The organism is Mesorhizobium sp. WSM4848 (assembly GCF_055811375.1).
The window spans coordinates 82,110-102,731 of the sequence record NZ_JBVVPX010000015.1; the positions used below are offsets into that span (position 1 = coordinate 82,110).

Consider the following 20,622-nt stretch of genomic DNA (forward strand, 5'->3'; position numbering starts at 1 on the left):
ATGTTTGGAGCGACGTGCATCTAAGACTTTGAGTCCTTCGCATCCGATTTTCGGGGCGCATCCGATTTTCGGGCCGGTGCGATAGATTTGTGAGGTTCGGGTTATCCCGCCCGAACAGGAAGGGCCGATGACGCAACGATCCACCTTCACCAGCGATCGCAGCCTGGCCGGGCGCCTTGCCGTGAGCCGGCTGGCGACGCGGGTCTCGATGACGGTCGAGCGTGGCTGGCCGTTGCTGCTTCCGCTCGTCATCATCGCCAGCCTGTTCCTCAGCGCCTCGTGGCTCGGCCTCTTCCTTCTGCTGCCCGACATGGCGCGCATCGGTCTTGTGGCTGTGTTCGCCATCGCAGCCCTTGTCGCGCTCTATCCCCTGCGTTTCTTCCGGGTGCCGTCCCGTGCCGAGATCGACCGGCGCATCGAGGCCGCCAACCTCTTGCTGCACAGCCCGGTGCTGGTTCAGACCGACCGGCCGAGCGGCAGGGAAAGCATTTTTTCGCAAGCGCTGTGGCGCGAGCACCAGAAACGCATGGCCGAAAAACTCGGCAACCTCGGTGGCGATCTGCCGCGCACCCGCGTGCCGGAGCGCGACCCATGGGGGCTGCGCGCCGTGGCGGCGCTTGTGTTGGTCACCGCTTTCGCCTTCTCCTTCGGGCCGTCGGGCGGCCGCATAGCAGACGGGTTCAGTGCCCACGCGGCGCGCGACTCTGTCCCGCCGCGCATTGACGCCTGGGTGACGCCGCCGGCCTACACCGGCAGGGCACCGGTCTTCCTCACCGCCCCAGCCCTCGCCAACCCGGCCCTCGCCAGCAATGGCAATCAGGCGCCGTCCACCTTCACCGTTCCGGAGGGCAGCGATGTGTCGCTGCGCGTCACCGGCGGTTCGGGCGAGGAAACGCTGAGCTTTGCCGACGCTGACGGCAACGCCCGCACCATCGAGCCGGCCGGGCAGCAGGCCGACGCAGCCCAGTCGGCTGCGGCCAATTCGGCTGCGGGCAATTCGGCTGCGGGCAAGTCGGCTGCGGCCAAGCCGGTGGCGGCAACCCTCTCCACGGTGCGCCAGTTCACCGGAAAGCTGACCGCCAACGGCACGCTGACGCTGAACTCGGGCGGCGACGAACTCGGCAGCTGGGCCTTCGCGGTGATCCCGGACAAGCCGCCACAGATCCGCTTCGTCGGCGAGCCGAAACGCGCCGTCAACGGCTCCTTCGAGCTCAACTACCAGATCGACGACGACTATGGCGCGGCCTCCGCCAAGGCGGATTTCGTATTGGCCGACCCACCGGCGCCGAATGCGCATCCGCTCTATGGGCCGCCCGAAATGCCGCTGACGCTGCCGCGCCGCGGCGTCAAGGGCAATGCCGCCAAGACCACGAAGGACCTGACCGAGCACGTCTGGGCCGGCGGCGACATCAAGCTCAGGCTTGTCGCCACCGACGATGCCGGACATACGGCAACCAGCGAAACCAAGACCCTGGTGATGCCGGAGCGGACTTTCTCCAATCCGCTGGCCAGGGCCGTGATCGAGCAGCGCCGGGTGCTGGCACTCGACGCCAACGCCAAGAGCCGCGTGCTCGAGCTGATGGATGCGATCACGCTCAGGCCCGAAGATACGTTCGACAATATGGCGCACTACCTCGCCATCATGAGCGCCCGCACCCGGTTGAAGATGGCCGACAACGACGACAAATTGCGCGATCAGGTCGCCTATCTCTGGGAGATCGCGCTCGGCATCGAGGAAGGCAACCTTTCGGACGCCGAGAGGCGGCTGCGCCAGGCGCAGCAGGCGTTGCAGGACGCGATCAAGAACGGCGCCAGCGACGAGGAGATCGACAAGGCGATGAAGGAACTGCGCGAGGCGATGAACCAGTTCCTGCAGGAATTCGCCCAACGTGCGCAGCAGAATCCGAACGCGCCGCAGATGCAGCAGAACGGCCAGGAACTGCGCCAGAGTGATATCGAACGGATGATGGACCAGATCGAGAATCTGGCGAAGTCCGGCGATCGCGACAGCGCGCAGCAATTGCTTTCGCAACTGCAGGACATGATGAACAACCTGCAGGCCGGACGTCAGCAGCAGGGCGGCCAGCAGAACAGCGAAATGCGCCAGCAGATGGACAAGCTCGGCGAGATCATGCGGCGCCAGCAGGAGATGATGAACGAGACCTTCCGCATGGACCAGATGCAGCGCGGCCAGCAACAGCGCGGGCAGAACCGCGACGAGCAGCTCGGCGAGAACGGCGAGCAGGGCCAAATGGGCGAACAGGGCGAGCAGCCCGGCCCAGGCGAAGACCGCGATCCGCTCGGCCGGCCGAAGCCGATGACGCCGGAGGAATTCGCCGACGCGCTGAGGCAGTTGCAAGAAGGCCAGGGCAAACTGCAAAGCGAGCTCGACCAGCTGAGAAAGGGGCTCGAAGGCATGGGGCTCGAGCCCAATGAGGGATTTGGCGAGGCCGGCAAATCCATGGGCGATGCCGAGCAGGCGCTTGGCGACAGCGATGGCGATCAGGCGGTCGGTCACCAGGGCCGCGCGCTGGAGGCGTTGCGCAAGGGCGCCAAGGACATGATGAAGCAATTGCAGGCGATGCAGGGCGACGAAGGCGAGGGCCAGCGCGGCGGCCGCCAGCAGAATGCCGACCGCGATCCGCTCGGCCGGCCACGCGCCACCGAGGGTCCCGATTTCGGCGATTCGGTGAAGGTGCCGGACGAGATCGACGTGCAGCGCGCCCGCCAGATCCTCGAAGCGATTCGCAAGCGGCTCGGCAACGCGCTCAGCCCCGACATCGAGCGCAGCTATCTGGAGCGGCTGCTGGAGCTGAAATAAAGCCGTCCTGCTCTACCGGTTGAAAAACGCCTCGCGGATCGCCTCTTCCATGCTGGCGATGGCCTCGCCGGAAGCGTTCGGATTGCGACGCAGCACCACGTTTGAGGAATCGATGTCGCCGAACCCATCGGCGGCCGTAAGTTCGCGGCAGCCGGCCGGGATGTTGCTGCGCGAGATCGGCGCGATCGCCAACCCGGAGGTGACGGCGAGCCGCAGGCCGCCATTGGTATCGCTGGTATAGGCGACACGATAGGCGAGACCACGCTGTTCCAGCGACTTTATCGCGAAATCCTTGCACCAGCCGGCGCGGTTGTAGAGCGCGATCGGCACCGGCCGCTCCTCATGCATGTGATGCAGCTCCGACGTTACCCACACGGTGGGGTCATGCATCAGCACCTCACCCCCGGAGAGGTCCTGCCATTCGAACACCACCGCCAGATCGAGCTCGCCGGCGGCGAGCGCCGCGATCTGCGCACCGGAATGCGCGTAACGGACGGTGATGTCGACCTGAGGATGGCGCTTGGCAAAGGCACCGAGCGCGCGCGACAGGATCGCGTGGCCATATTCCTCCGGAATGCCGATGCGCACCGGTCCGCCAAGCGGCGCCGCGACCATCGATGCCGCCGTCTCGTCCAGCAGGGACACGATGCGGCGGGCGTTGACGATGAGTTCGCCGCCGCGGCGCGTCAGCGCCACACCCCGCGAACCGCGCTCGAACAGGCTGTCGCCCACCATATCTTCGAGCTTCTTCATCTGCATCGAAACCGCCGACTGGGTACGGCCGGCCTGCACCGCAGCCTTGGTGAAATTGCCGGCGTCGGCGACCGCGACGAAGGTGCGCAGCAGATCGCTGTCGAGCGTGGGCTTCATTTGTCCGCCATAAGAAAATCTGATTGCTGGCATCATCCCAATTCGTTTGCAACATGTCAAACGGCGGATAATAGTCGCTTCACCCATTGGATATGCGGCTGCGAAATCGGCTGCGGACCAACAAAAGTCCTCACTCGTACCCGCTGCCCGAAACGGTGGCGGGTTCTTTTTGATGCATGACGTGCGCAGCGGTTTTGCGACGACGACATGCATAAACCAAAAATTACGCAGGCCCGGCTCTCGGGCCGCGCACGCAAGGAGCCGTCGAAACGCCATGCAGAACCGGACCGTCCTCGGCATGGCAAGCCTTTGCCTCGGCGTTCTGGTGTTCTCGCTCCAGGATCCGCTGATCAAGGCCGTATCGGGCACCTATCCGGTGACCGAGGTGATGGCGATCCGCTCGATCGTCGCCCTGCCCATTCTTCTCGTGCTGGTTCATGCCGATGTCGGGCTTAGGGCGATCTTTTCGAAGCGGTTTCGCATGTTGACGATGCGCGCCTTGATCCTGTTCACCTCCTACACGCTCTACTACCTCGCGATCGCCGCCTTGCCGCTTGCCGACGCGGTGGCGCTCTATTTCATGGCACCGCTGTTCATCATGGCGCTTGCCGGCCCCTATCTCGGCGAACGGGTGGCGTGGCAGACGCTGGTCACCGTCATGGTCGGGATGCTCGGCGTGCTGGTGATGCTGCGACCCGGTGCTGGGCTGTTCGACTGGGCGGCGCTGCTGTCGCTGGCCTCGGCGGTGCTGTACGGTTTTTCGCAGTTGATGGCCCGCAAGATCGGCGACACCGAATCATCCACGGTCATGGCGTTCTATCAAAACGGCGTCTATCTCCTGGGCGCTGCAGCAGTCGCCGGACTGTTCCGGCTGGCAGGAATAGTTCATGCCACGCATCCGAGCCTCGAGTTCCTGGTCAGGCCATGGATCTGGCCGACGTCAATCGACTTCCTGACGATGGCCGCCTGCGGCTTCGTGGCTTCGGCCGGGATGATCCTGTTGTCGCAAGCCTACCGGCTGGCGCCCGCCAACGGCGTCGCCACCTTCGAATACACCGGCATCATCTGGTCGCCGCTGTGGGGCTTCCTGTTCTTTGCCGAAGTGCCGCGATCGACCACCGTCATCGGCGCCGCCCTCATCATCGGCGCCGGTCTGTTCGCGCTCAACACCAGCCGGCGCCGGAGCAGCGCGCCGGCAATCGCAGCGACCTGCGATCCGGCCTGACCGCGCTGGATCTTAAGCGAAACAGGCGAGCGCCTGTTCGACGCGCGCGCGGATTTCGGCCAGCGTGAACGGCTTCTGCACGACGTCCACAATGACGCCGTTCAATTCCTCGGCGCGCTCGCGCTGGTCGGCATAGCCGGTCATCAGCAAAATCTTCATCGCCGGGAAAAGCGATGCAGCCGCCTTGGCCATTTGGATGCCGTCCATCCCCGGCATCCGGATATCCGAGACGACAAGGTCGTAGCCGCCACGTGCTGCGCGGATCAGGGCAAGCCCCTGCGCGCCGTCGGCGGCGATGTCAATCATATGCCCGGCGCGTTCGAGCGCGCGAGCGGCGAGGGTGCGGACGGACTCATCGTCCTCAACGATCAGGAGCTTTGCCATAGCGGAAAGTTTCGCCGGGAAAAGTTGACTTTTCCTGAACCGCAGACGGCATCGACGATAAACCTAGGCGTCGCCCTTGACGACGCCCACAAACGGCAGTTCGCGAAAGGCGTGGGCGACATCCATGCCGTAGCCGACGACGAAATAGTCGGGGCAGTCGAAGCCGACATAGTCGGCGTTGAGCGCGGTCTGGCGGCGCATGCGCTTGTCGAGCAGCACGGCGATGGCACAGCTTTTGGCGCCGCGCGACAGCATCAGGTCGCGGGTGAAGGACAGCGTCTTGCCGGATTCGAGGATGTCGTCGATTAACAGCACGTCTCGGCCAGCGACTTCATTGTCGATATCGCGCAGCACCCTCACCTCGCCGCTGGTGGTGCCGGCGCCGTAGCTGGAGATGAAGATGAACTCGACCTCGGGCGACAGGCCGACATCGTGCATGGCGCGGATGAGGTCGGCGGCGAAGATGAACGATCCCTTCAGCACCGAAATCACCAGAAGGTCGTGATAATCGTGCCCGGCGATCTCCTTGGCGAGCTCCAGATTGCGGCGGGCGATCGCCGACGCCGAAAACAGGACCTCAATATCCTTGCCGCGCACGATTGGCATTGGCTGCCTTTCCAGAAATGATCGCCGCTAATTGGCGAAGGTGACCGAGACGGTCTTGACCCCGTTTCTAGGCACGTCGAGCCGGCTGGAAAAGCCAAATCTTTCGCCGGGCGCCAGCGAACGGTTAAATGTCGCCAGCCTATAGCGGGTTGTGCGCCTGTCATTGCCGGTGACCCGGACTTCCAGCGGTGGCAATGGCGACGGGCTGGCGCCGTCATTCGAGGCCTCGCCACCGACGAACAGGACAGGTTGCGGCCCGGACGCATCGATATGCGACTTGACGCCTGAAATGGTCAGGGCAGCGCCCGCGTGCTGCGCCGCCAGAAGAAGCGGCGTCTGGCGCAACAGCGCGTGGCCGCCCGAGACCCAGAAGGCTGCAAACGCGGCACTAAGGCCGGCGATCCAGAAGATCGGCCCGCCGCGTGAGGCCCGCAGCCGTTCCATCGCCGCTACCGGCTTGCGCAGCATGTCCATGCCTTTGATCGATGGCGTGGTGATCACGCGCAAAAGCGGCGGTGAAAGGCCCGTGCTGTCGGTTAAGCGCGGCAGCACCTCGTAGTCGGCGTCGACGACGTCACCGGCTGGATCACGCATGACGCGTTCCGGCGCGGCGGCCGTGTCGGTCATGATTTCGCCGGAAACCGGGCGCGCGGTTCGATCGTCAGCCATCGCGGCCCCAGCACTTCGCACTTGTTCGCTCTTCGTTTCTTTTGCGTAAACGGAAATGGTTAACGCTTCCCCACCGGAAACCCTTGTGACGCGCCCAAAAAACCCCAAAATTAACCGCCGGTTAACCATGCCGGCCGATGGTCATTTCGCAGAGAAGGTTGGCTCGTCGCCGCCGCAAGTTTCAGGTCGTCGAACGTGATCCGCTTCGAAAATGTCGGCCTCCGCTATGGCATGGGTCCGGAAATCCTCCGCGACATTTCCTTGCACATACCGGAGCGCTCCTTCCAGTTCCTGAGCGGCCCTTCGGGCGCCGGCAAGACGACGCTGCTGCGGCTTTTGTTCATGTCGCTCAAGCCGACGCGCGGGCTGATCACCATCTTCGGCAAGGACCGCTCGCGCATCTCGCGCACCGAACTGCCGCATCTGCGGCGGCGCATCGGCGTGGTGTTCCAAGACTTTCGCCTGCTCGACCACATGACGACCTATGAGAATGTGGCCTTGCCGCTGCGCGTGCGCGGGCGCGAGGAGGCTAGCTACCGCACCGACGTGACCGAGCTCTTGAAATGGGTCGGCCTTGGCGAGCGCATGCATGTGCTGCCGCCGGTGCTGTCGGGTGGCGAGAAGCAGCGCGCCGCAATCGCCAGGGCGCTGATCGAGCAGCCCGAAATCCTGCTTGCCGACGAGCCGACCGGCAATGTCGATCCGCCGCTGGCGCGACGCCTGTTGCGGCTGTTCATCGAACTCAACCGGCTGGGCACCGCCGTGGTGATCGCAACGCACGACCTCGGCCTGATGGAACAGGTCGACGCACGCCGCATGATCCTGTCCGGCGGAAGGCTGGAAATCTATGACTGACCCGTCCGCTCGCCATGTCGAAGACCAACACGCTGAGAGGGCTGGGACGCAGCGCGTTCAGCGCAAGATGGCGCCGATCGTGCCGGCGCAGAACATCGCCGGCCGGGCGCTGGTCCTGGTCATTGCCATCATGACGTTCCTCTCCTGCCTGACCTTCGGCGCAGTGACGCTGGTGCGCGACACCGCCTCGGTGTGGGAGAACCAGATCTCACGCGAGGCGACGATCCAGATCAAGCCGATGGACGGCCTCGACATCGAGGCAGCACTTGCCCAGGCCTCGCAGATCGCCGGCGAATTTCCTGGCGTGAAGAGCGCCAGGATCGTCGACCGCGATGCCACGGCGCGGCTTTTGGAACCCTGGCTGGGTTCGGGTCTCAACATCGACGAGCTGCCAGTGCCACGTCTGATCATCGTCACCATAGACGAGACCAACCCGCCCGATTTCGCCGCAATGCGCGCCGCGATCACGCCGAAACTGCCCAGTGCCTCGCTCGACGACCATCGCACCTGGGTCGACCGGCTGGTCGCCATGGCCCGCACCACGGTGACCATCGGCGTCGCCGTGCTGGCGCTGATGTTGGCGGCAACCGTGCTGACCGTGGTGTTCGCGACGCGCGGCGCCATGGCCGGCAACGGCCACATCATCGAGGTGCTGCATTTCGTCGGCGCCGAAGCGCGCTTTATCGCGCGCGAATTCCGCCACCACTTTCTGGTCACTGGCATGAAGGGCGCCGCCGCCGGGGGGGCGGCGGCGGTGTTCGTCTTCATCGTCTTCTCGTGGTGGTCGTCGCGAAACATGGCGACGCCGCAGGCCGATCAGGCGACCGCCCTGTTCGGCAATTTCGCCATCGGGTCGGCGGGCTATCTCGGCGTTGTTCTCATGGTGCTGGTCATCGGTGCGCTGACGGCGGCAACCTCTCATGTCACCGTCGTCACCTATCTCAGCGACATCGATGTCCGCCAGCCGGACGCCGGGTGATCACGGATAGAGAATTAGCGTAACGAAATTTGTGCCTTTCGACCTACTAAACGCCGCATTTCGGAGTTAACGATAAGGACGATGGACGCGCGCGACTCGACCGGAATGGCTGGACAGTTGCCCTTGGTGATTACGCGTTCAAGCGAGCGCGTCAAGCCCAGCCGATTGGCGAGCGCGCTACGCATCTCAGCTTTCTTTCTGCTCGTGCTGGCAACGTTGTTTGCCGTTGGCTTCGGCTGGTTCGCCAACACCGTCAGCCGTCTGGCAACGCCCGCCAATCCGGCAAGGGCCGATGCCATCATCGTGCTGACCGGCGGTCATTCGCGTCTCGACGCGGCCATGGGTCTGCTTGCGTCCGGCAAGGGCGAGCGGCTGCTGATCAGCGGCGTGCATCCTTCCGCCAGCCGCCGCCAGCTTCAGGTCGCGACCCGCGGCGACAAGAAATTGTTTTCCTGCTGCGTCGACATCGACCGCGCCGCGCTCGACACGATCGGCAATGCCGAGGAAAGTGCCAAGTGGGTGGAAGACCACGCCTATGGCACCGTGATCCTCGTCACCAACAACTATCACATGCCGCGCAGCCTGTTGGAAATGGGCCGGCTGCTGCACAAGGCCAAGCTCGAGCCCTATCCGGTGGTCAACAGCAATCTTGGCAATGGCGGCTGGCTGACCAAGCCTAGAGCCTTGCGCGTGCTGTTCACCGAATACAACAAATATCTGCTGGCGCTGGCGCGCGGCATCGTGCCGGTCAAGCCAACGCCAACCGGCATCGCGCTGGCCGAGGCTGTTGCGCCGAACTAAGCCGATCAGGAACCGGCAGCGGTATCATTCCTTGAGCGTGGCGCTTGAGGCGCTACGCAGTTGCGCGATTTCGCGTTCGAGACGTTCGATACGCTTGTCCCGCTCGGCCAGCGCCGCCGCCACATCGGCCGCTTCGAAACGCTGTGGAATGTGCTGCGGGCAATTGGAATCCCAGGCCGAAACCGTGAACAGGATGATCTGCTCCGGGCGCGCCTTGTAGCCTTCAGGCATCAGCTTCGCCATCAGTTCGGCGTCCTGTTCGACGACCCGCGCGCTGCCCCAGATCTTGATGCGCTGCCGATGCGCATAGTCGATCAGGAACAGGAAAGCCCGCGGGTTGTCGTCCAGATTGCCCTGGGTGATGAATTGCCTGTTGCCGGAGAAATCGGCGAAGCCGATCGTCCGCTCGTCGAGCACCTTGAGGAAGCCGGCCGGCCCGCCGCGATGCTGGATGTAGGGCTGGCCCTCACCATTGGCCGTCGACAGCAAGACGCTGGTCTGCGCCTCGATGAAGGTGGCGAGATCGGGCGTGATATCAGCTTGCCAGCCGCCGCGCTCCTCGACGCGGGCATAGGCCTCGCGTGAGCCTTTGCGGGCCTGAATCGCCTTGACGGTTGGCGTAAAGGCGACATCGCTGGTGAAGACGTGAGCATTCATGGAAAAGGCCTCCTTTGAAGCAGAACTGCGAGCCATAGCCCGCGAAGAGATAATGCCTTCCATGTTCCGGATGCAGATGGCATAAATGGAAAGAATCCTTCCATTTTCTGGGAGAAGTATGGATCGCCTCGAGGCCATGTCGCTTTTCGTCGCCGCGGTGGAGGCCGGCAGCCTTTCGGCCGTTGGGCGCCGTTTCGGCATCCCTCTTGCAACGGTCAGCCGCAAGGTCTCCGACCTGGAGCGGCATCTGAAGACGCGTCTTCTGAACCGCTCGACGCGGCAGCTGACGCTGACCGACGCAGGTCACGCCTACCTCGCCGCCTGCCATCGCATTCTCGACGAGGTCGGCGAGGCCGAGCGGACCGCCGCCGGCGAATACAGCGCCCCGACAGGCGAACTGATCATCACCGCACCGATCGTCTTTGGCCGCCTGCATGTGCTGCCGGTCGTCACCGGCTTTCTCGCCGCCTACCCCGACGTGGCTATTCGGCTGATGCTTGCGGACCGGATAACCCAGTTGACCGAGGAGCACATCGATCTCGCCGTCCGCATCGGCCAGCTTCCCGACTCCAGCCTGGTGGCCATCCGCATCGGCTCGATTCGGCGCGTTGTTTGCGCGAGCCCGGCCTATCTGGCCGACCACGGCACGCCGAAGACGCCGAAAGACCTCGCAGCACACAACTGCGTCACCTTCGAGGGGCTCACCGCTCCAGGCGCATGGACGTTTGCTACGGGCAAGACCGACCTCACCGTTCCGATCCGCTCACGGCTTCGGGTCAACACCGCGGAAGCGGCGATCGATGCCGCGATTGCCGGCACCGGGTTGACGAGCGTGCTTTCCTACCAGATCGCAGCTGCAGTGCAGTCGGGCACCCTCCGCACCGTGCTGGAGGCATTCGAGCCGCAGCCATGGCCGGTCAATCTCGTGCATGCCGGCCAGGGCCTGCTGCCGGTGAAACTGCGCGCGTTCCTCGATTTCGCCGCCCCACGCCTGAAGAAACGGCTGCTGCAAGCGACGTCGCAGGCCTGAAGAACGCGCCATCGCACCGTTTCCTTTTTGCCCGCGCTTGGTGTAACCAACGCACACCTCCTCACCGGGCTCTTTCCTGCATGCTTTATGTCCGCTCGCTGGCGTTCAACCTCGTCTTCTACGTCAATCTGATCGTCCAGATGATTCTCTGGACCCCGTATTATTTCCTGTCGCCGCGCCACCGCGCCTGGTTCGTGCCGAAATTCTGGTCACACACCAGCATGTGGCTCTATGACAAGATCGCCGGCACCAAAAGCGAGATCACCGGCCAGGAAAACCTGCCCGAGGGTTCATTCATCCTGGCGCCGAAGCACCAGTCCTTCTGGGACGCGATCGCCTTCTTCCCGTTCCTGCAAGATCCGATCTATATCCTCAAGCGGGAACTGACCTGGATCCCGTTCTTCGGCTGGTACATCCTGAAAATGCGGATGATCCCGGTCGACCGCGGCAGCCGCTCGAAGGCGCTGAAAGCGGTGGTCGCCGCGACCAGGCAGGAGCTGGCGCGCAATCCCCGCCAGCTGATCATCTATCCCGAGGGCACGCGCCGGGCGCCGGGCGACGAGCCGGCCTATAAATACGGCATCGTCGAGCTCTATACCCAGCTTGGCATTCCGGTGGTGCCGGTCGCCCATGTCGCCGGCCTCTATTGGCCGCGGCGGAAATTCCTCCGCTATCCCGGCACGATCAAGGCGCGCTTCCTGCCGCCGATCCCGGGGGGGTTGGGCAAGGAGGAATTCATGGAACGGCTGATCGGCGAGACGGAAGCCGCCTGCGACCAGCTGCTCATCGAGGCGTCCCAGGCGCCCAAGCCGCCGCCAATGCCGCCGACGGCGGTAAAGCGGCTGAGGGAACTTGGCTCCGATACCCTGGCCTGAACCATCTGCTTGGTCGGCAGTATCCCCTAGGGAATCACAGCCAGCGCCGTGGTCAAAACCAGTGTCGCCGCGAACGTCAGATTGATGATCCGCGAGGCCAGCGGTTTGCGCAGGAAGCGCGCAAATGCTGCCCCGGCGAGAAGCCACAGGACATGGATGGCGACGATCATCGAAGCGAGGACCGCCAGCTTGAGACCTGCATCGAGCTCACCGGCGGACGACGTGCCGGCGAATACGGCGGCAATCGCCACATAGGCTTTCGGGTTGGCGACGGCCAGAAGAAACCCGCCGAGGAATGTGGGACGTGCCGCCCCGCCGGTACGCGCTGCCAGAGGCGGGGCCGTTGCTATCTTGAAGGCGAGGTAGAGGATGTAGGCTGCGGATGCCACCGCCAGGAGCGGTGTGAGCGTCGGCACAGAGGCGAGCATGGCCGTAATGCCCGTCGCCACGACCAAAAGCACGGCGACCGTACCAAGAATGATGCCCGAGGCGTAGCGGAGCGAATCGCGCAGGCCGAAGGCGGCGCCAACGGCGGTGACGCTTATCGTCGCCGGCCCCGGACTGCCCATTACGACCGCCGATGCCAGCACAAGCGCGAGCAATTGCTGCCATAGTTCCGGATGGGAAAAGACCTGTTCGGACATCTGTATACCAGTATCCAAGCGCGATGCCGGCAACGGTATGGCAGGGCACACCAGGGCGTCTTGAACGATCGTGCAGGGAGCCTTTCCGGCGCAGGCCGCTCACGGTTCTTGGCTGCTGTTTGATCAAGCCGCCGCTTCGCGCTGGCGTCTATGCGCTCGCGCTGTCGAGCTCGGCAATATCGTCCGGACTAAGCTCCAATGATGCGGCGTGGACGAGGCTGTCGACTTGGTCCAGCGTCGTGGCGCTGGCGATCGGCGCGGTGACTCCGGGCCGCGCGATCACCCAGGCGAGCGCCACTTCCGCCGGCTTGGCCGAGTGACGCGCCGACACGGCGTCGAGTGCCACCAGGATGCGCATGCCGCGCGCGTTGAGATAGCCCTTCACGTCGTCGCCACGCGCGCTTTTGCCGAGATCGGCTTGGCTGCGGTACTTGCCGCTCAAAAACCCCTTGGCGAGGCTGAAATAGGTGATGACGCCGACATCCTCGGCCATGCACAGATCGCGCAGCGGCCCATCGAAAGAGGCGCGATCGTAGAGATTGTACTCCGGCTGCAGCACCGCATAGCGCGGCAGGCCGCGCAGGCTTGCCACGTCGAGCGCGGCGCGCAACTGGCCGGCATCGAGATTGGAGGCGCCGACATGGCGGATCTTGCCCTTGTCGAGCAGCTTTTGGTAGGCGCCGAGCGTTTCCTCGTAAGGGGTGGCCGGGTCCGGCCAGTGCGACAGATAGAGATCGACGACATCGGTCTGCAGCCGCTTCAGCGACGCATCGATAGCCTTTTCGATATAGCCGGCGGAGAGGTCTTTCCTGCCCTGTCCCATGTCCGACCCGACCTTGGTTATCACCACGACCTTGTCGCGATTGCCGCGGCTTTTCATCCATTTGCCGATGATCGTTTCGGATTCGCCGCCCTTGTTGCCGGGGAGCCAGCGCGAATAGGAATCGGCGGTGTCGATGGCGTTGAGGCCGGTGCCGACGAACCGGTCGAGCAGGTCGAAAGAGGTTTTCTCGTCGGCGGTCCAGCCGAAGACGTTGCCGCCCAGAACCAGTGGTGCGATGGACAGGTCGGTTTGACTGAGACGACGTTTCTGCAAGACTGATCTCCGTGGGGAATGGAAAGAGGCGGGCGAAAGCCCCGTGACCGGCTTAACCTATGGCGGGCCGTACCGGCGTCAAAGGGCCGGCCGACTTTTCCACCGACCAGCGCTTCACAAAGGCGCGATCCGTTTCGCTACCTCTTCCAGCCAATGGTCGCGGATGCCCAGCGCTTCGAGGTGCTCCAGCGTGCTGAGCACGTAGTCCTCATTCTTTCCCGACTGCCCGACGGCGCCGCGAACGACGCTCGCCGCATCGGCAGCATCGAGCGCGCCGGCATATTGCTCGTGGGCGCGATCGACGACATAGGCGACCGCCGAGACCCTCTCGCCGTTCGTAGCGTCATTGTCGAGGCGAATGCTAAGCATGCGCTCTAGATAGACATTGGTGACCAGCTCGCGCTCGCGCAGATAAGTGATGACCTCGTTGCGCAGATCGCCGGGGACGCGGAAAGCCAGCCCGATGCAGGAGCCGCCACGGTCGAGGCCGAGCACCAGGCCGGGCCGTTCGCGCGTGCCGCGATGCACGAAGGAGTAGACGCACAGCGAGCGGCGGTAGCCATGAAGGCGGGCGCGTCGCGTCTCGACATGCGCAAATCCCGGCCGCCAGATCAGCGAGCCGTAGCCAAAAACCCAAAAATCGCCCATATCGCCAAGCCTGGTTGCAGCACCGCACTGGAATCGGTGTTTTTTAGAATCCGTCTCCGTCTACCCGATCTTGCCGGAAACGACACCTGTGCAACACGCGCCAACGAGAGCCGCAGCATGACGTCAAATGACGAACGCCCGCCGAATTTTCTCCGCCGGCTGTTCTGGCTCGGCGTTTTCATCGTCGTGCTGTTCGGCCTCTACAGCGCCGGCTGGTTTTACCTGGCAGACAAGGTCAAGAGCGAAGCCGGCAAGGCGGTGGCCGAGCTCAACGGCAATGGCATCGAGGCGGACTGCGCCAATCTCACGGTCAACGGCTATCCCTTGAGCTTCGCCGTTTCCTGCGACAGTCTGGCTTATCAGGACGACACCAGGAACGTCGCCGCTTCGCTCGGCAGCCTCAAAGCAGTCGCGCACATTACCCAGATCCTGGCGCCTGGCGCCGACCTGCGCGGGCCGCTCAGGACCGCCGTGCCAGGGATGGCGCCGCTGTGGATCGATTGGGACAATCTGCGAGCGAACGTCAAACTGTCCTGGCCCCTGCCCCGCCGCGTTTCACTGGAGGCAGAGGCTCTGTCCGCCCAGACCGATCCGGCCGATGGCTCAGACCCGGTCGAGCTGTTCAGCGCTGGGACAGCGGCCGGAGAATTGCGTCCGAACGGCCAGGACATCGACTATGCCGGGAGTTTTACCGATCTCGAAATCGATCCGGGGGCGATCGATGGCCGCGTGCTGCCGCCGCTTGACGGCGGCGGCGAGGTGACGCTGAAGAACGGCGTGGCGCTGATCAAGACACAAACAGAGAGCCTGCGCGGCCAGGCAGTGGATATCGGCAAGCTCGATCTGTCGTCTGGGAGCGCGCGCGTCACCGTTTCAGGACCGGTTTTGGTCGATGCCGACGGGCTGATCGACGCCGACCTGATGATCAGGCTCAGCGATCCGAAGGCGGTGGCGGCAATCCTCGGCAAAGCCATTCCTGAGCAGAAGAGCCAGATCAAAACAGGCTTTGCCGGGCTGGCGCTGCTTGGCAACGAACCGTCGATGCCGCTGAAGATCGTCAAGGGCAAGGCCTCGCTCGGTTTTATCCCGCTGGGCAGCATCGAGCCGGTCGATTAGGCGATGATTGCGAACCTCCAGCTCGGAAAGACCATGGCCAAACAGGAAGATAGATGAACCGCCCGGTGAAGCTCCTGAGTGTTGGCGCGCTGACGCTCGATACGATCCTTCGCGTCGACACGCTTCCGGCGCGTCAGGGCAAGTTCATCGCGGCCGACGGCGTCCAGATCGCCTCCGGCATGGCTTCGAGCGCTGCCTGCGCCGCACGCCGCCTCGGCGCGCACGTATCGCTGTGGGCGAGCGCGGGAGACGACCTCGTCGGCGATCAGCTGGTCGCCGGCATCGAGGCCGAAGGCGTCGATTGCAACTTTGTCCGGCGCGTCGCCGGCGCGCGGTCGGCACTGTCGGCCATCCTGGTCGACACGCATGGCGAGCGCATCATCGTTCCGTTCTATGACAAGCTCGCCCAGGCCGACCCCGAAGCGCTCCCCATTCAGGATCTCACCGCATTCGACGCCGTCCTGGTCGACGTGCGCTGGCCGGGCGCGGCAGCTCTGGCCCTGATGGCGGCGCGCGCAATCGGCCGTCCAGCCATACTCGACGCCGACACCGCGCCACGGGCCGTGCTGGAACGGCTGTTTCCGCTCGCCACGCATATCGTCGCGTCGGAGCCGGCGGCGTTCATCCTCTGCGGTGAGGAGCAAGGCCCGCAGGAGGCCTGTGAAGCGCTGGCCAGACGCACCGATGCATTCGTCGCGGTGACTGGCGGCGCAGCGGGAAGCTGGTGGTTCGACCGCTCGTTGGCGTCGGTGCGCCATGTCGCGGCGCCAAGCATCAAGGCAGTGGATACGCTTGCCGCCGGCGACGTGTTTCACGGCGCCTTTGCCGTCGGGCTGGCCGAGGCCATGCCGATCGAACGGACATTGCGCTTTGCCAGCGCCGCCGCCGCGCTCAAATGCCTGCGCTTCGGCGGCAGGCTGGGCGCGCCGGACAGGGCCGAGACACTGGCGATGATGGCGGCTCACTGGCCGGACTGAGCGCGCGGCGAGCTTTCAAAGCGAAACCGGCACGGGTCCGATGCTCTATCCCTTGGCCGGATGTTCCACCGCCTGTCGGCCAAAGTCCGGCACGTCGATGTCCTGGCCAGCCTCGATGATCGAGCGGCGCACGGCGCGGGTGCGGGTGAACAGGTCGAACAGCTTTTCGCCGTCGCCCCAGCGGATCGCCCGCTGCAGCGAGGCCAGATCCTCCGAGAACCGCGCCAGCATTTCGAGGATGGCATCCTTGTTGTGCAGGCAGACATCCCGCCACATCGTCGGGTCGGAAGCGGCAAGGCGCGTGAAGTCGCGAAAGCCAGAGGCCGAATATTTGATGACCTCGGACTTGGTCACCGACTCCAGATCGTCGGCGGTGCCGACGATGTTATAGGCGATGATGTGCGGCAGGTGCGAGACGATGGCCAGCGTCATGTCGTGATGCTGGGGATCCATCGTGTCGATGTTGGAGCCGCAGCGGCGCCAGAATTCCGAGAGCCTTGCCAGCGCCTCGGGATCGGTGCCGGGTAGCGGCGTGAAGATGCACCAGCGGTTTTCGAACAATTCGGCAAAGCCGGCGTCCGGACCCGATTTTTCAGTGCCGGCCAGCGGATGGCCGGGAATGAAATGCACGCCGGCAGGCACATGCGGCTGCATCTGCGCAATGACCGACGCCTTGGTCGAGCCGACATCGGTGAGGATGGCGCCCTGCTTCAGCGCCGGTGCGATTTCCTCGGCGACCTCGCCCGAAGAGCCGACCGGCACCGAAACGATGACCAGGTCGGCATCGCCGACCGCCTGTTTCGCGTCAGTCGTGTAAGAGGAGCCGAGGCCGAGTTCGCGCGCCCGCGCCAGTGTCGTTTCGCTGCGCGTCGCGATGGCGACGTGACCGGCGAGGCCGTCGCGATGGATGACGCGGGCCAGCGACGAGCCGATCAGGCCGATGCCGACCAGCGCGATCTTTTCGAACATCGGTGATGTCATGGTGTTCTAGCTTTTCAGAAATGTCGCGAGGGCGGCGACAACGCCGCGATTGGCCTCTTCGGTGCCGATGCTCATGCGCAGCGCATTCGGGAAGCCGTAACCGGAAACGCGCCGCAATATGTAGCCGCGCGCGCAGAGGTAATCGTCCGCAGCCGCCGCCGAACGCTTTTGGTCCTCGGGAAAGTGGATGAGGACGAAATTGCCGACGCTCGGCGTCACCCGCAGTCCGAGCCTGGTCAACTCCTCACTCACCCAGGTCAGCCAGGTCTCGTTATGCGCCACGCTGCGCTCGACATGGGCGCGGTCGCGGATCGCGGCAATGCCGGCCTCGATCGCCGTCGCGTTGACGTTGAAGGGACCCCGCACGCGGTTGATCGCGTCGATGACATGCATCGGTGCGTACATCCAGCCGATCCGCGCGCCACCGAGGCCAAGCTTGGAGAAGGTGCGGGTCATGACCACGTTTTCCGCACCAGCCACCAGTTCGACGCCGGCTTCATAGTCGTTGCGGCGGACATATTCGGCATAGGCTGCATCCAGCACCAGAAGCACGTTTCGAGGCAGGCCGGCATGCAGGCGGCGCACCTCCTGGAACGGCAAATAGGTGCCGGTCGGGTTGTTGGGATTGGCGAGGAAGATGATCCTGGTACGCGGCGTCACCGCAGCGAGGATCGCATCGACGTCGGCGCGTTCATTGGTTTCCTTGACCGAGACCGGGACAGCACCTGCCGACTGGATGTAGATCTTATAGACCATGAAGCCGTGCTCGGTGATCACAGCCTCGTCGCCGGGCGCGAGATAGGTCTGCGCAAGCAGGCCAAGAATCTCGTCGGAACCATTGGAACAGACGATGTTCGCCGGGTTGAGGCCATGCACCTCGGCGATTGCCTCCCGCAGGCGCCTTGCGGTGCCGTCGGGATAGATGTCGAGCTTGGCCGCGACGTCGCGCGCGGCTTCTATCGCCTTCGGCGAGGGGCCGAGCGGGTTCTCGTTCGACGACAGTTTGTGGACCTTGGCAACGCCGGCTGGCGCCGTGCTTTTGCCCGGCACATAGGCTTCGATGTCCATGATCCCCGCGCGGGGCGTTGGACGTGCCTGATCCGATGCCTGGTTCATATTGCAAAAATCCGTCGAGAACGCTTCCGCTGCTCCAACGCGATGCGAATTTCGAATCCGCCACACTGGAAGCCGCCGCGGAAATACAAGCCGTGGCCCGGAATGTCGAGAGGCGGCAATGATCGTGCGTGACTGGCCGTTGACGCCGCGGCGCGCCGGTCCTAAAGAAAGGCGAAATCCCGTGGTGATTTGGCCGGTCGGCTTGCAGCCACGTTAAACAACTCGCTAAAGGGCCGTTTGCATCCAGTAACCGGCTTTGCGAAGGCAATGCCGGTTTTTAGTTGTCCGCAGCCGGCCGGACAGTCGCATCGATCCGAAAATCGCAATCGACTTTCGGAAAACGCGATGGGTTGATGTAAGAGGATGCGATGGTCGCGCTGCACACGAAAAGAACCAACAACGAGGCCGTCGAGCCGTCGAGCCCGGTGTTGCGTTTCGGCGCCGACAAGCCGCTCAAGCTCGATGCCGGCACACTGCTGTCGCCGTTCCAGATCGCCTACAAGACATACGGCACGCTCAACGACGCCCGCTCCAACGCCATCCTTGTCTGCCATGCGCTGACCGGCGACCAGCATGTCGCCAGCACCAATCCGGTGACCGGCAAGCCGGGCTGGTGGGAAGTGCTGATCGGCCCCGGCAAGATTATCGACACCAGCCGCTTCTTCGTCATCTGCTCGAACGTCATCGGCGGCTGCCTCGGCTCGACCGGCCCCGCCTCTACCAATCCCGCCACCGGCAAGCCCTACGGGCTCGACCTGCCGATCATCACCATCCGCGACATGGTGCGGGCGCAGCTGATGCTGGTCGACCATTTCGGCATCGAAAAGCTGTTCTCGGTGCTCGGCGGCTCGATGGGCGGCATGCAGGTGCTGCAATGGGCGTCGAGCTATCCGGAGCGCGTTTTCTCGGCGCTGCCGATCGCCACCGGCGCGCGCCATTCCTCGCAGAACATCGCCTTCCATGAGGTCGGCCGGCAAGCGGTGATGGCCGATCCCGACTGGCATGGCGGCAAATATTTCGAGCAGGGCAAGCGCCCGGAAAAGGGACTGGCCGTGGCGCGCATGGCCGCTCACATCACCTATCTGTCGGAGGCGGCCCTGCACCGGAAATTTGGCCGCAACCTGCAGGACCGTGAAGCGCTCACCTTCGGTTTCGACGCAGACTTCCAGATCGAGAGCTATCTGCGCCATCAGGGCATGACCTTCGTCGACCGCTTCGACGCCAACTCCTATCTCTACATGACCAGGGCGATGGACTATTTCGACCTCGCCGCCGACCATGGCGGCCGGCTCGCCGACGCCTTTGCCAGCACCAAGACCCGTTTCTGCCTGGTCTCATTCACCAGCGACTGGCTGTTCCCGACCGAGGAGAGCCGCTCGGTCGTTCATGCGCTGAACGCCGCCGGCGCCTCGGTGTCCTTCGTCGAGATCGAGACCGATCGCGGCCACGACGCCTTCCTGCTCGACGAACCGGAGTTGTTCGCCGCCATCAACGGCTTCATCGCCTCGGCGGCCCGCGCCAGGGGGCTCAGCGCATGACCCCGAAAGATTGCAGGCTTTCCGGACTGGCATCATGCGCCAATCAAAAGCCAAGATCATGAGTGTCAACCACGCCCAGCGCGTCGACCTCGAAGTCGTCGCCGATCTCATCCCGCCGCAGTCGCGGGTGCTGGACGTCGGCTCCGGCGATGGTCTGCTGCTCGAATTGCTGCAGGCGACGAAGCAGGTCGATGGCCGCGGGATGGAGCTGTCGCAGCGCGGCGTCAACGAATGCGTGGCGCGCGGCCTGTCCGTCATCCAGGGCGACGCCGACAAGGACCTCAAATTCTATCCCGACAAGGGTTTTGATTTCGTCGTCCTGTCGCAGACCTTGCAGGCGACCCGCAACCCGAAGCTGGTGCTCGACGAATTGCTCAGGATCGGCAAGCACGCCATCGTCTCGTTCCCCAATTTCGGCCATTGGCGGGTGCGTCTTTCGCTGTTCGTCGAAGGGCGGATGCCGGTGACCAAGGACCTGCCCTATTCCTGGTACGACACGCCCAACATCCATTTCTGCACCATCCGCGACTTCGTCAATCTCTGCGAGGAGCTTGGCGCAACGGTGGAAAAGGCAACCGCGCTCGACGCCAATGGCCAGAAAATCGGCCTCTCGATGCCATGGTGGTTCTGGAATTTCTTTGGCCAGCAGGCGGTGTTTTTGTTGAGGCGATAACGGCCGTCGCTTCTTCGGCCAATATGGCGCTCGCCTGCCTCAGTCCGGAGACCATCCAGGA

At 64.1% G+C, this 20,622-nt stretch carries 21 protein-coding genes and 1 riboswitch; of the genes, 11 read left to right on the forward strand and 10 right to left on the reverse strand.

The window, feature by feature from the left end; translation table 11 throughout:
* Positions 1–127: 127 nt before the first annotated feature.
* Entirely contained in the window at positions 128–2,821 is a 2,694-nt protein-coding gene (locus AC0L16_RS16000; protein WP_473621852.1) for a TIGR02302 family protein, read from the forward strand.
* Positions 2,822–2,833: 12 nt separating this feature from the next.
* Here AC0L16_RS16000 and AC0L16_RS16005 read toward each other — a convergent pair whose 3' ends face one another.
* Positions 2,834–3,691: a LysR family transcriptional regulator gene (locus AC0L16_RS16005; RefSeq protein ID WP_473621854.1), complete on the reverse strand. Its 858-nt coding sequence runs from the start codon at positions 3,689–3,691 to the stop codon at positions 2,834–2,836.
* Positions 3,692–3,965: 274 nt separating this feature from the next.
* Here AC0L16_RS16005 and AC0L16_RS16010 point away from each other — a divergent pair, with 274 nt between their 5' ends.
* Positions 3,966–4,916 carry a DMT family transporter gene (locus AC0L16_RS16010; RefSeq protein ID WP_473621855.1) on the forward strand — a complete coding sequence of 317 codons (951 nt, stop codon included), beginning with the start codon at positions 3,966–3,968 and terminating at the stop codon, positions 4,914–4,916.
* A 12-nt stretch (positions 4,917–4,928) separates the two neighbouring features.
* On the opposite strand, the gene AC0L16_RS16015 is transcribed toward AC0L16_RS16010, so the two are convergent.
* The 3 genes from AC0L16_RS16015 to AC0L16_RS16025 form a co-directional block, all read right to left on the reverse strand.
* The gene (locus tag AC0L16_RS16015; protein ID WP_236385137.1) at positions 4,929–5,300 is read right to left on the reverse strand and encodes a response regulator; all 372 of its coding nucleotides are present in this window, start codon (positions 5,298–5,300) and stop codon (positions 4,929–4,931) included.
* A 63-nt stretch (positions 5,301–5,363) separates the two neighbouring features.
* Complete coding sequence (gene hpt, locus AC0L16_RS16020; protein ID WP_128181711.1) at positions 5,364–5,906, reverse strand: hypoxanthine phosphoribosyltransferase; 543 nt, start codon at positions 5,904–5,906, stop codon at positions 5,364–5,366.
* 27 nt (positions 5,907–5,933) lie between these two features.
* Positions 5,934–6,575, reverse strand: coding sequence for a hypothetical protein (locus AC0L16_RS16025; RefSeq protein WP_473621856.1), 642 nt, complete (start codon positions 6,573–6,575; stop codon positions 5,934–5,936).
* A 195-nt stretch (positions 6,576–6,770) separates the two neighbouring features.
* Between AC0L16_RS16025 and ftsE the strand changes: the two genes are divergently transcribed.
* The 3 genes from ftsE (at position 6,771) to AC0L16_RS16040 (ending at position 9,210) form a co-directional block, all read left to right on the forward strand.
* Positions 6,771–7,430, forward strand: coding sequence for a cell division ATP-binding protein FtsE (gene ftsE, locus AC0L16_RS16030; protein WP_473621858.1), 660 nt, complete (start codon positions 6,771–6,773; stop codon positions 7,428–7,430).
* Positions 7,423–8,409: a cell division protein FtsX gene (locus tag AC0L16_RS16035; RefSeq protein ID WP_473621859.1), complete on the forward strand. Its 987-nt coding sequence runs from the start codon at positions 7,423–7,425 to the stop codon at positions 8,407–8,409. Before ftsE ends, AC0L16_RS16035 begins: the two co-directional genes overlap by 8 nt.
* Before the next feature lie 81 nt (positions 8,410–8,490).
* Complete coding sequence (locus AC0L16_RS16040; protein ID WP_473621860.1) at positions 8,491–9,210, forward strand: YdcF family protein; 720 nt, start codon at positions 8,491–8,493, stop codon at positions 9,208–9,210.
* Between the two features lie 24 nt (positions 9,211–9,234).
* Here AC0L16_RS16040 and AC0L16_RS16045 read toward each other — a convergent pair whose 3' ends face one another.
* The gene (locus AC0L16_RS16045) at positions 9,235–9,867 is read right to left on the reverse strand and encodes a pyridoxamine 5'-phosphate oxidase family protein (protein ID WP_473621862.1); all 633 of its coding nucleotides are present in this window, start codon (positions 9,865–9,867) and stop codon (positions 9,235–9,237) included.
* Between the two features lie 118 nt (positions 9,868–9,985).
* Here AC0L16_RS16045 and AC0L16_RS16050 point away from each other — a divergent pair, with 118 nt between their 5' ends.
* A complete protein-coding gene (locus AC0L16_RS16050; protein WP_473621864.1) occupies positions 9,986–10,897 on the forward strand; it encodes a LysR family transcriptional regulator in 912 nt (303 codons plus the stop codon).
* An 80-nt stretch (positions 10,898–10,977) separates the two neighbouring features.
* Positions 10,978–11,772 (forward strand): lysophospholipid acyltransferase family protein, encoded by a 795-nt coding sequence (locus AC0L16_RS16055; protein WP_473621866.1) that lies wholly within the window; start codon positions 10,978–10,980, stop codon positions 11,770–11,772.
* Positions 11,773–11,798: 26 nt separating this feature from the next.
* Here AC0L16_RS16055 and AC0L16_RS16060 read toward each other — a convergent pair whose 3' ends face one another.
* From AC0L16_RS16060 to AC0L16_RS16070, 3 genes are all read right to left on the reverse strand, one after another.
* Positions 11,799–12,416: a LysE family translocator gene (locus AC0L16_RS16060; RefSeq protein ID WP_473621867.1), complete on the reverse strand. Its 618-nt coding sequence runs from the start codon at positions 12,414–12,416 to the stop codon at positions 11,799–11,801.
* Positions 12,417–12,564: 148 nt separating this feature from the next.
* Complete coding sequence (locus AC0L16_RS16065; RefSeq protein ID WP_473621868.1) at positions 12,565–13,512, reverse strand: aldo/keto reductase; 948 nt, start codon at positions 13,510–13,512, stop codon at positions 12,565–12,567.
* A 114-nt stretch (positions 13,513–13,626) separates the two neighbouring features.
* Entirely contained in the window at positions 13,627–14,160 is a 534-nt protein-coding gene (locus AC0L16_RS16070) for a gamma-glutamylcyclotransferase (RefSeq protein ID WP_473621869.1), read from the reverse strand.
* Between the two features lie 117 nt (positions 14,161–14,277).
* Between AC0L16_RS16070 and AC0L16_RS16075 the strand changes: the two genes are divergently transcribed.
* The gene (locus tag AC0L16_RS16075) at positions 14,278–15,276 is read left to right on the forward strand and encodes a DUF2125 domain-containing protein (protein ID WP_473621870.1); all 999 of its coding nucleotides are present in this window, start codon (positions 14,278–14,280) and stop codon (positions 15,274–15,276) included.
* 53 nt (positions 15,277–15,329) lie between these two features.
* Positions 15,330–16,253: a sugar kinase gene (locus AC0L16_RS16080; protein ID WP_473621871.1), complete on the forward strand. Its 924-nt coding sequence runs from the start codon at positions 15,330–15,332 to the stop codon at positions 16,251–16,253.
* A 45-nt stretch (positions 16,254–16,298) separates the two neighbouring features.
* Here AC0L16_RS16080 and AC0L16_RS16085 read toward each other — a convergent pair whose 3' ends face one another.
* Together AC0L16_RS16085 and hisC are read right to left on the reverse strand one after the other, a co-directional pair.
* A complete protein-coding gene (locus tag AC0L16_RS16085) occupies positions 16,299–17,234 on the reverse strand; it encodes a prephenate/arogenate dehydrogenase family protein (protein ID WP_473621872.1) in 936 nt (311 codons plus the stop codon).
* 6 nt (positions 17,235–17,240) lie between these two features.
* The gene (gene hisC / locus AC0L16_RS16090; RefSeq protein ID WP_473621874.1) at positions 17,241–18,350 is read right to left on the reverse strand and encodes a histidinol-phosphate transaminase; all 1,110 of its coding nucleotides are present in this window, start codon (positions 18,348–18,350) and stop codon (positions 17,241–17,243) included.
* A 171-nt stretch (positions 18,351–18,521) separates the two neighbouring features.
* Positions 18,522–18,599: riboswitch (SAM riboswitch) on the forward strand.
* A 119-nt stretch (positions 18,600–18,718) separates the two neighbouring features.
* On the opposite strand from hisC, the gene metX reads away from it, so the two are divergent.
* Positions 18,719–19,888 (forward strand): homoserine O-acetyltransferase MetX, encoded by a 1,170-nt coding sequence (gene metX / locus AC0L16_RS16095; RefSeq protein ID WP_473621875.1) that lies wholly within the window; start codon positions 18,719–18,721, stop codon positions 19,886–19,888.
* Between the two features lie 58 nt (positions 19,889–19,946).
* Complete coding sequence (gene metW / locus AC0L16_RS16100; RefSeq protein WP_292403596.1) at positions 19,947–20,561, forward strand: methionine biosynthesis protein MetW; 615 nt, start codon at positions 19,947–19,949, stop codon at positions 20,559–20,561.
* The last annotated feature ends 61 nt before the right edge of the window (positions 20,562–20,622 follow it).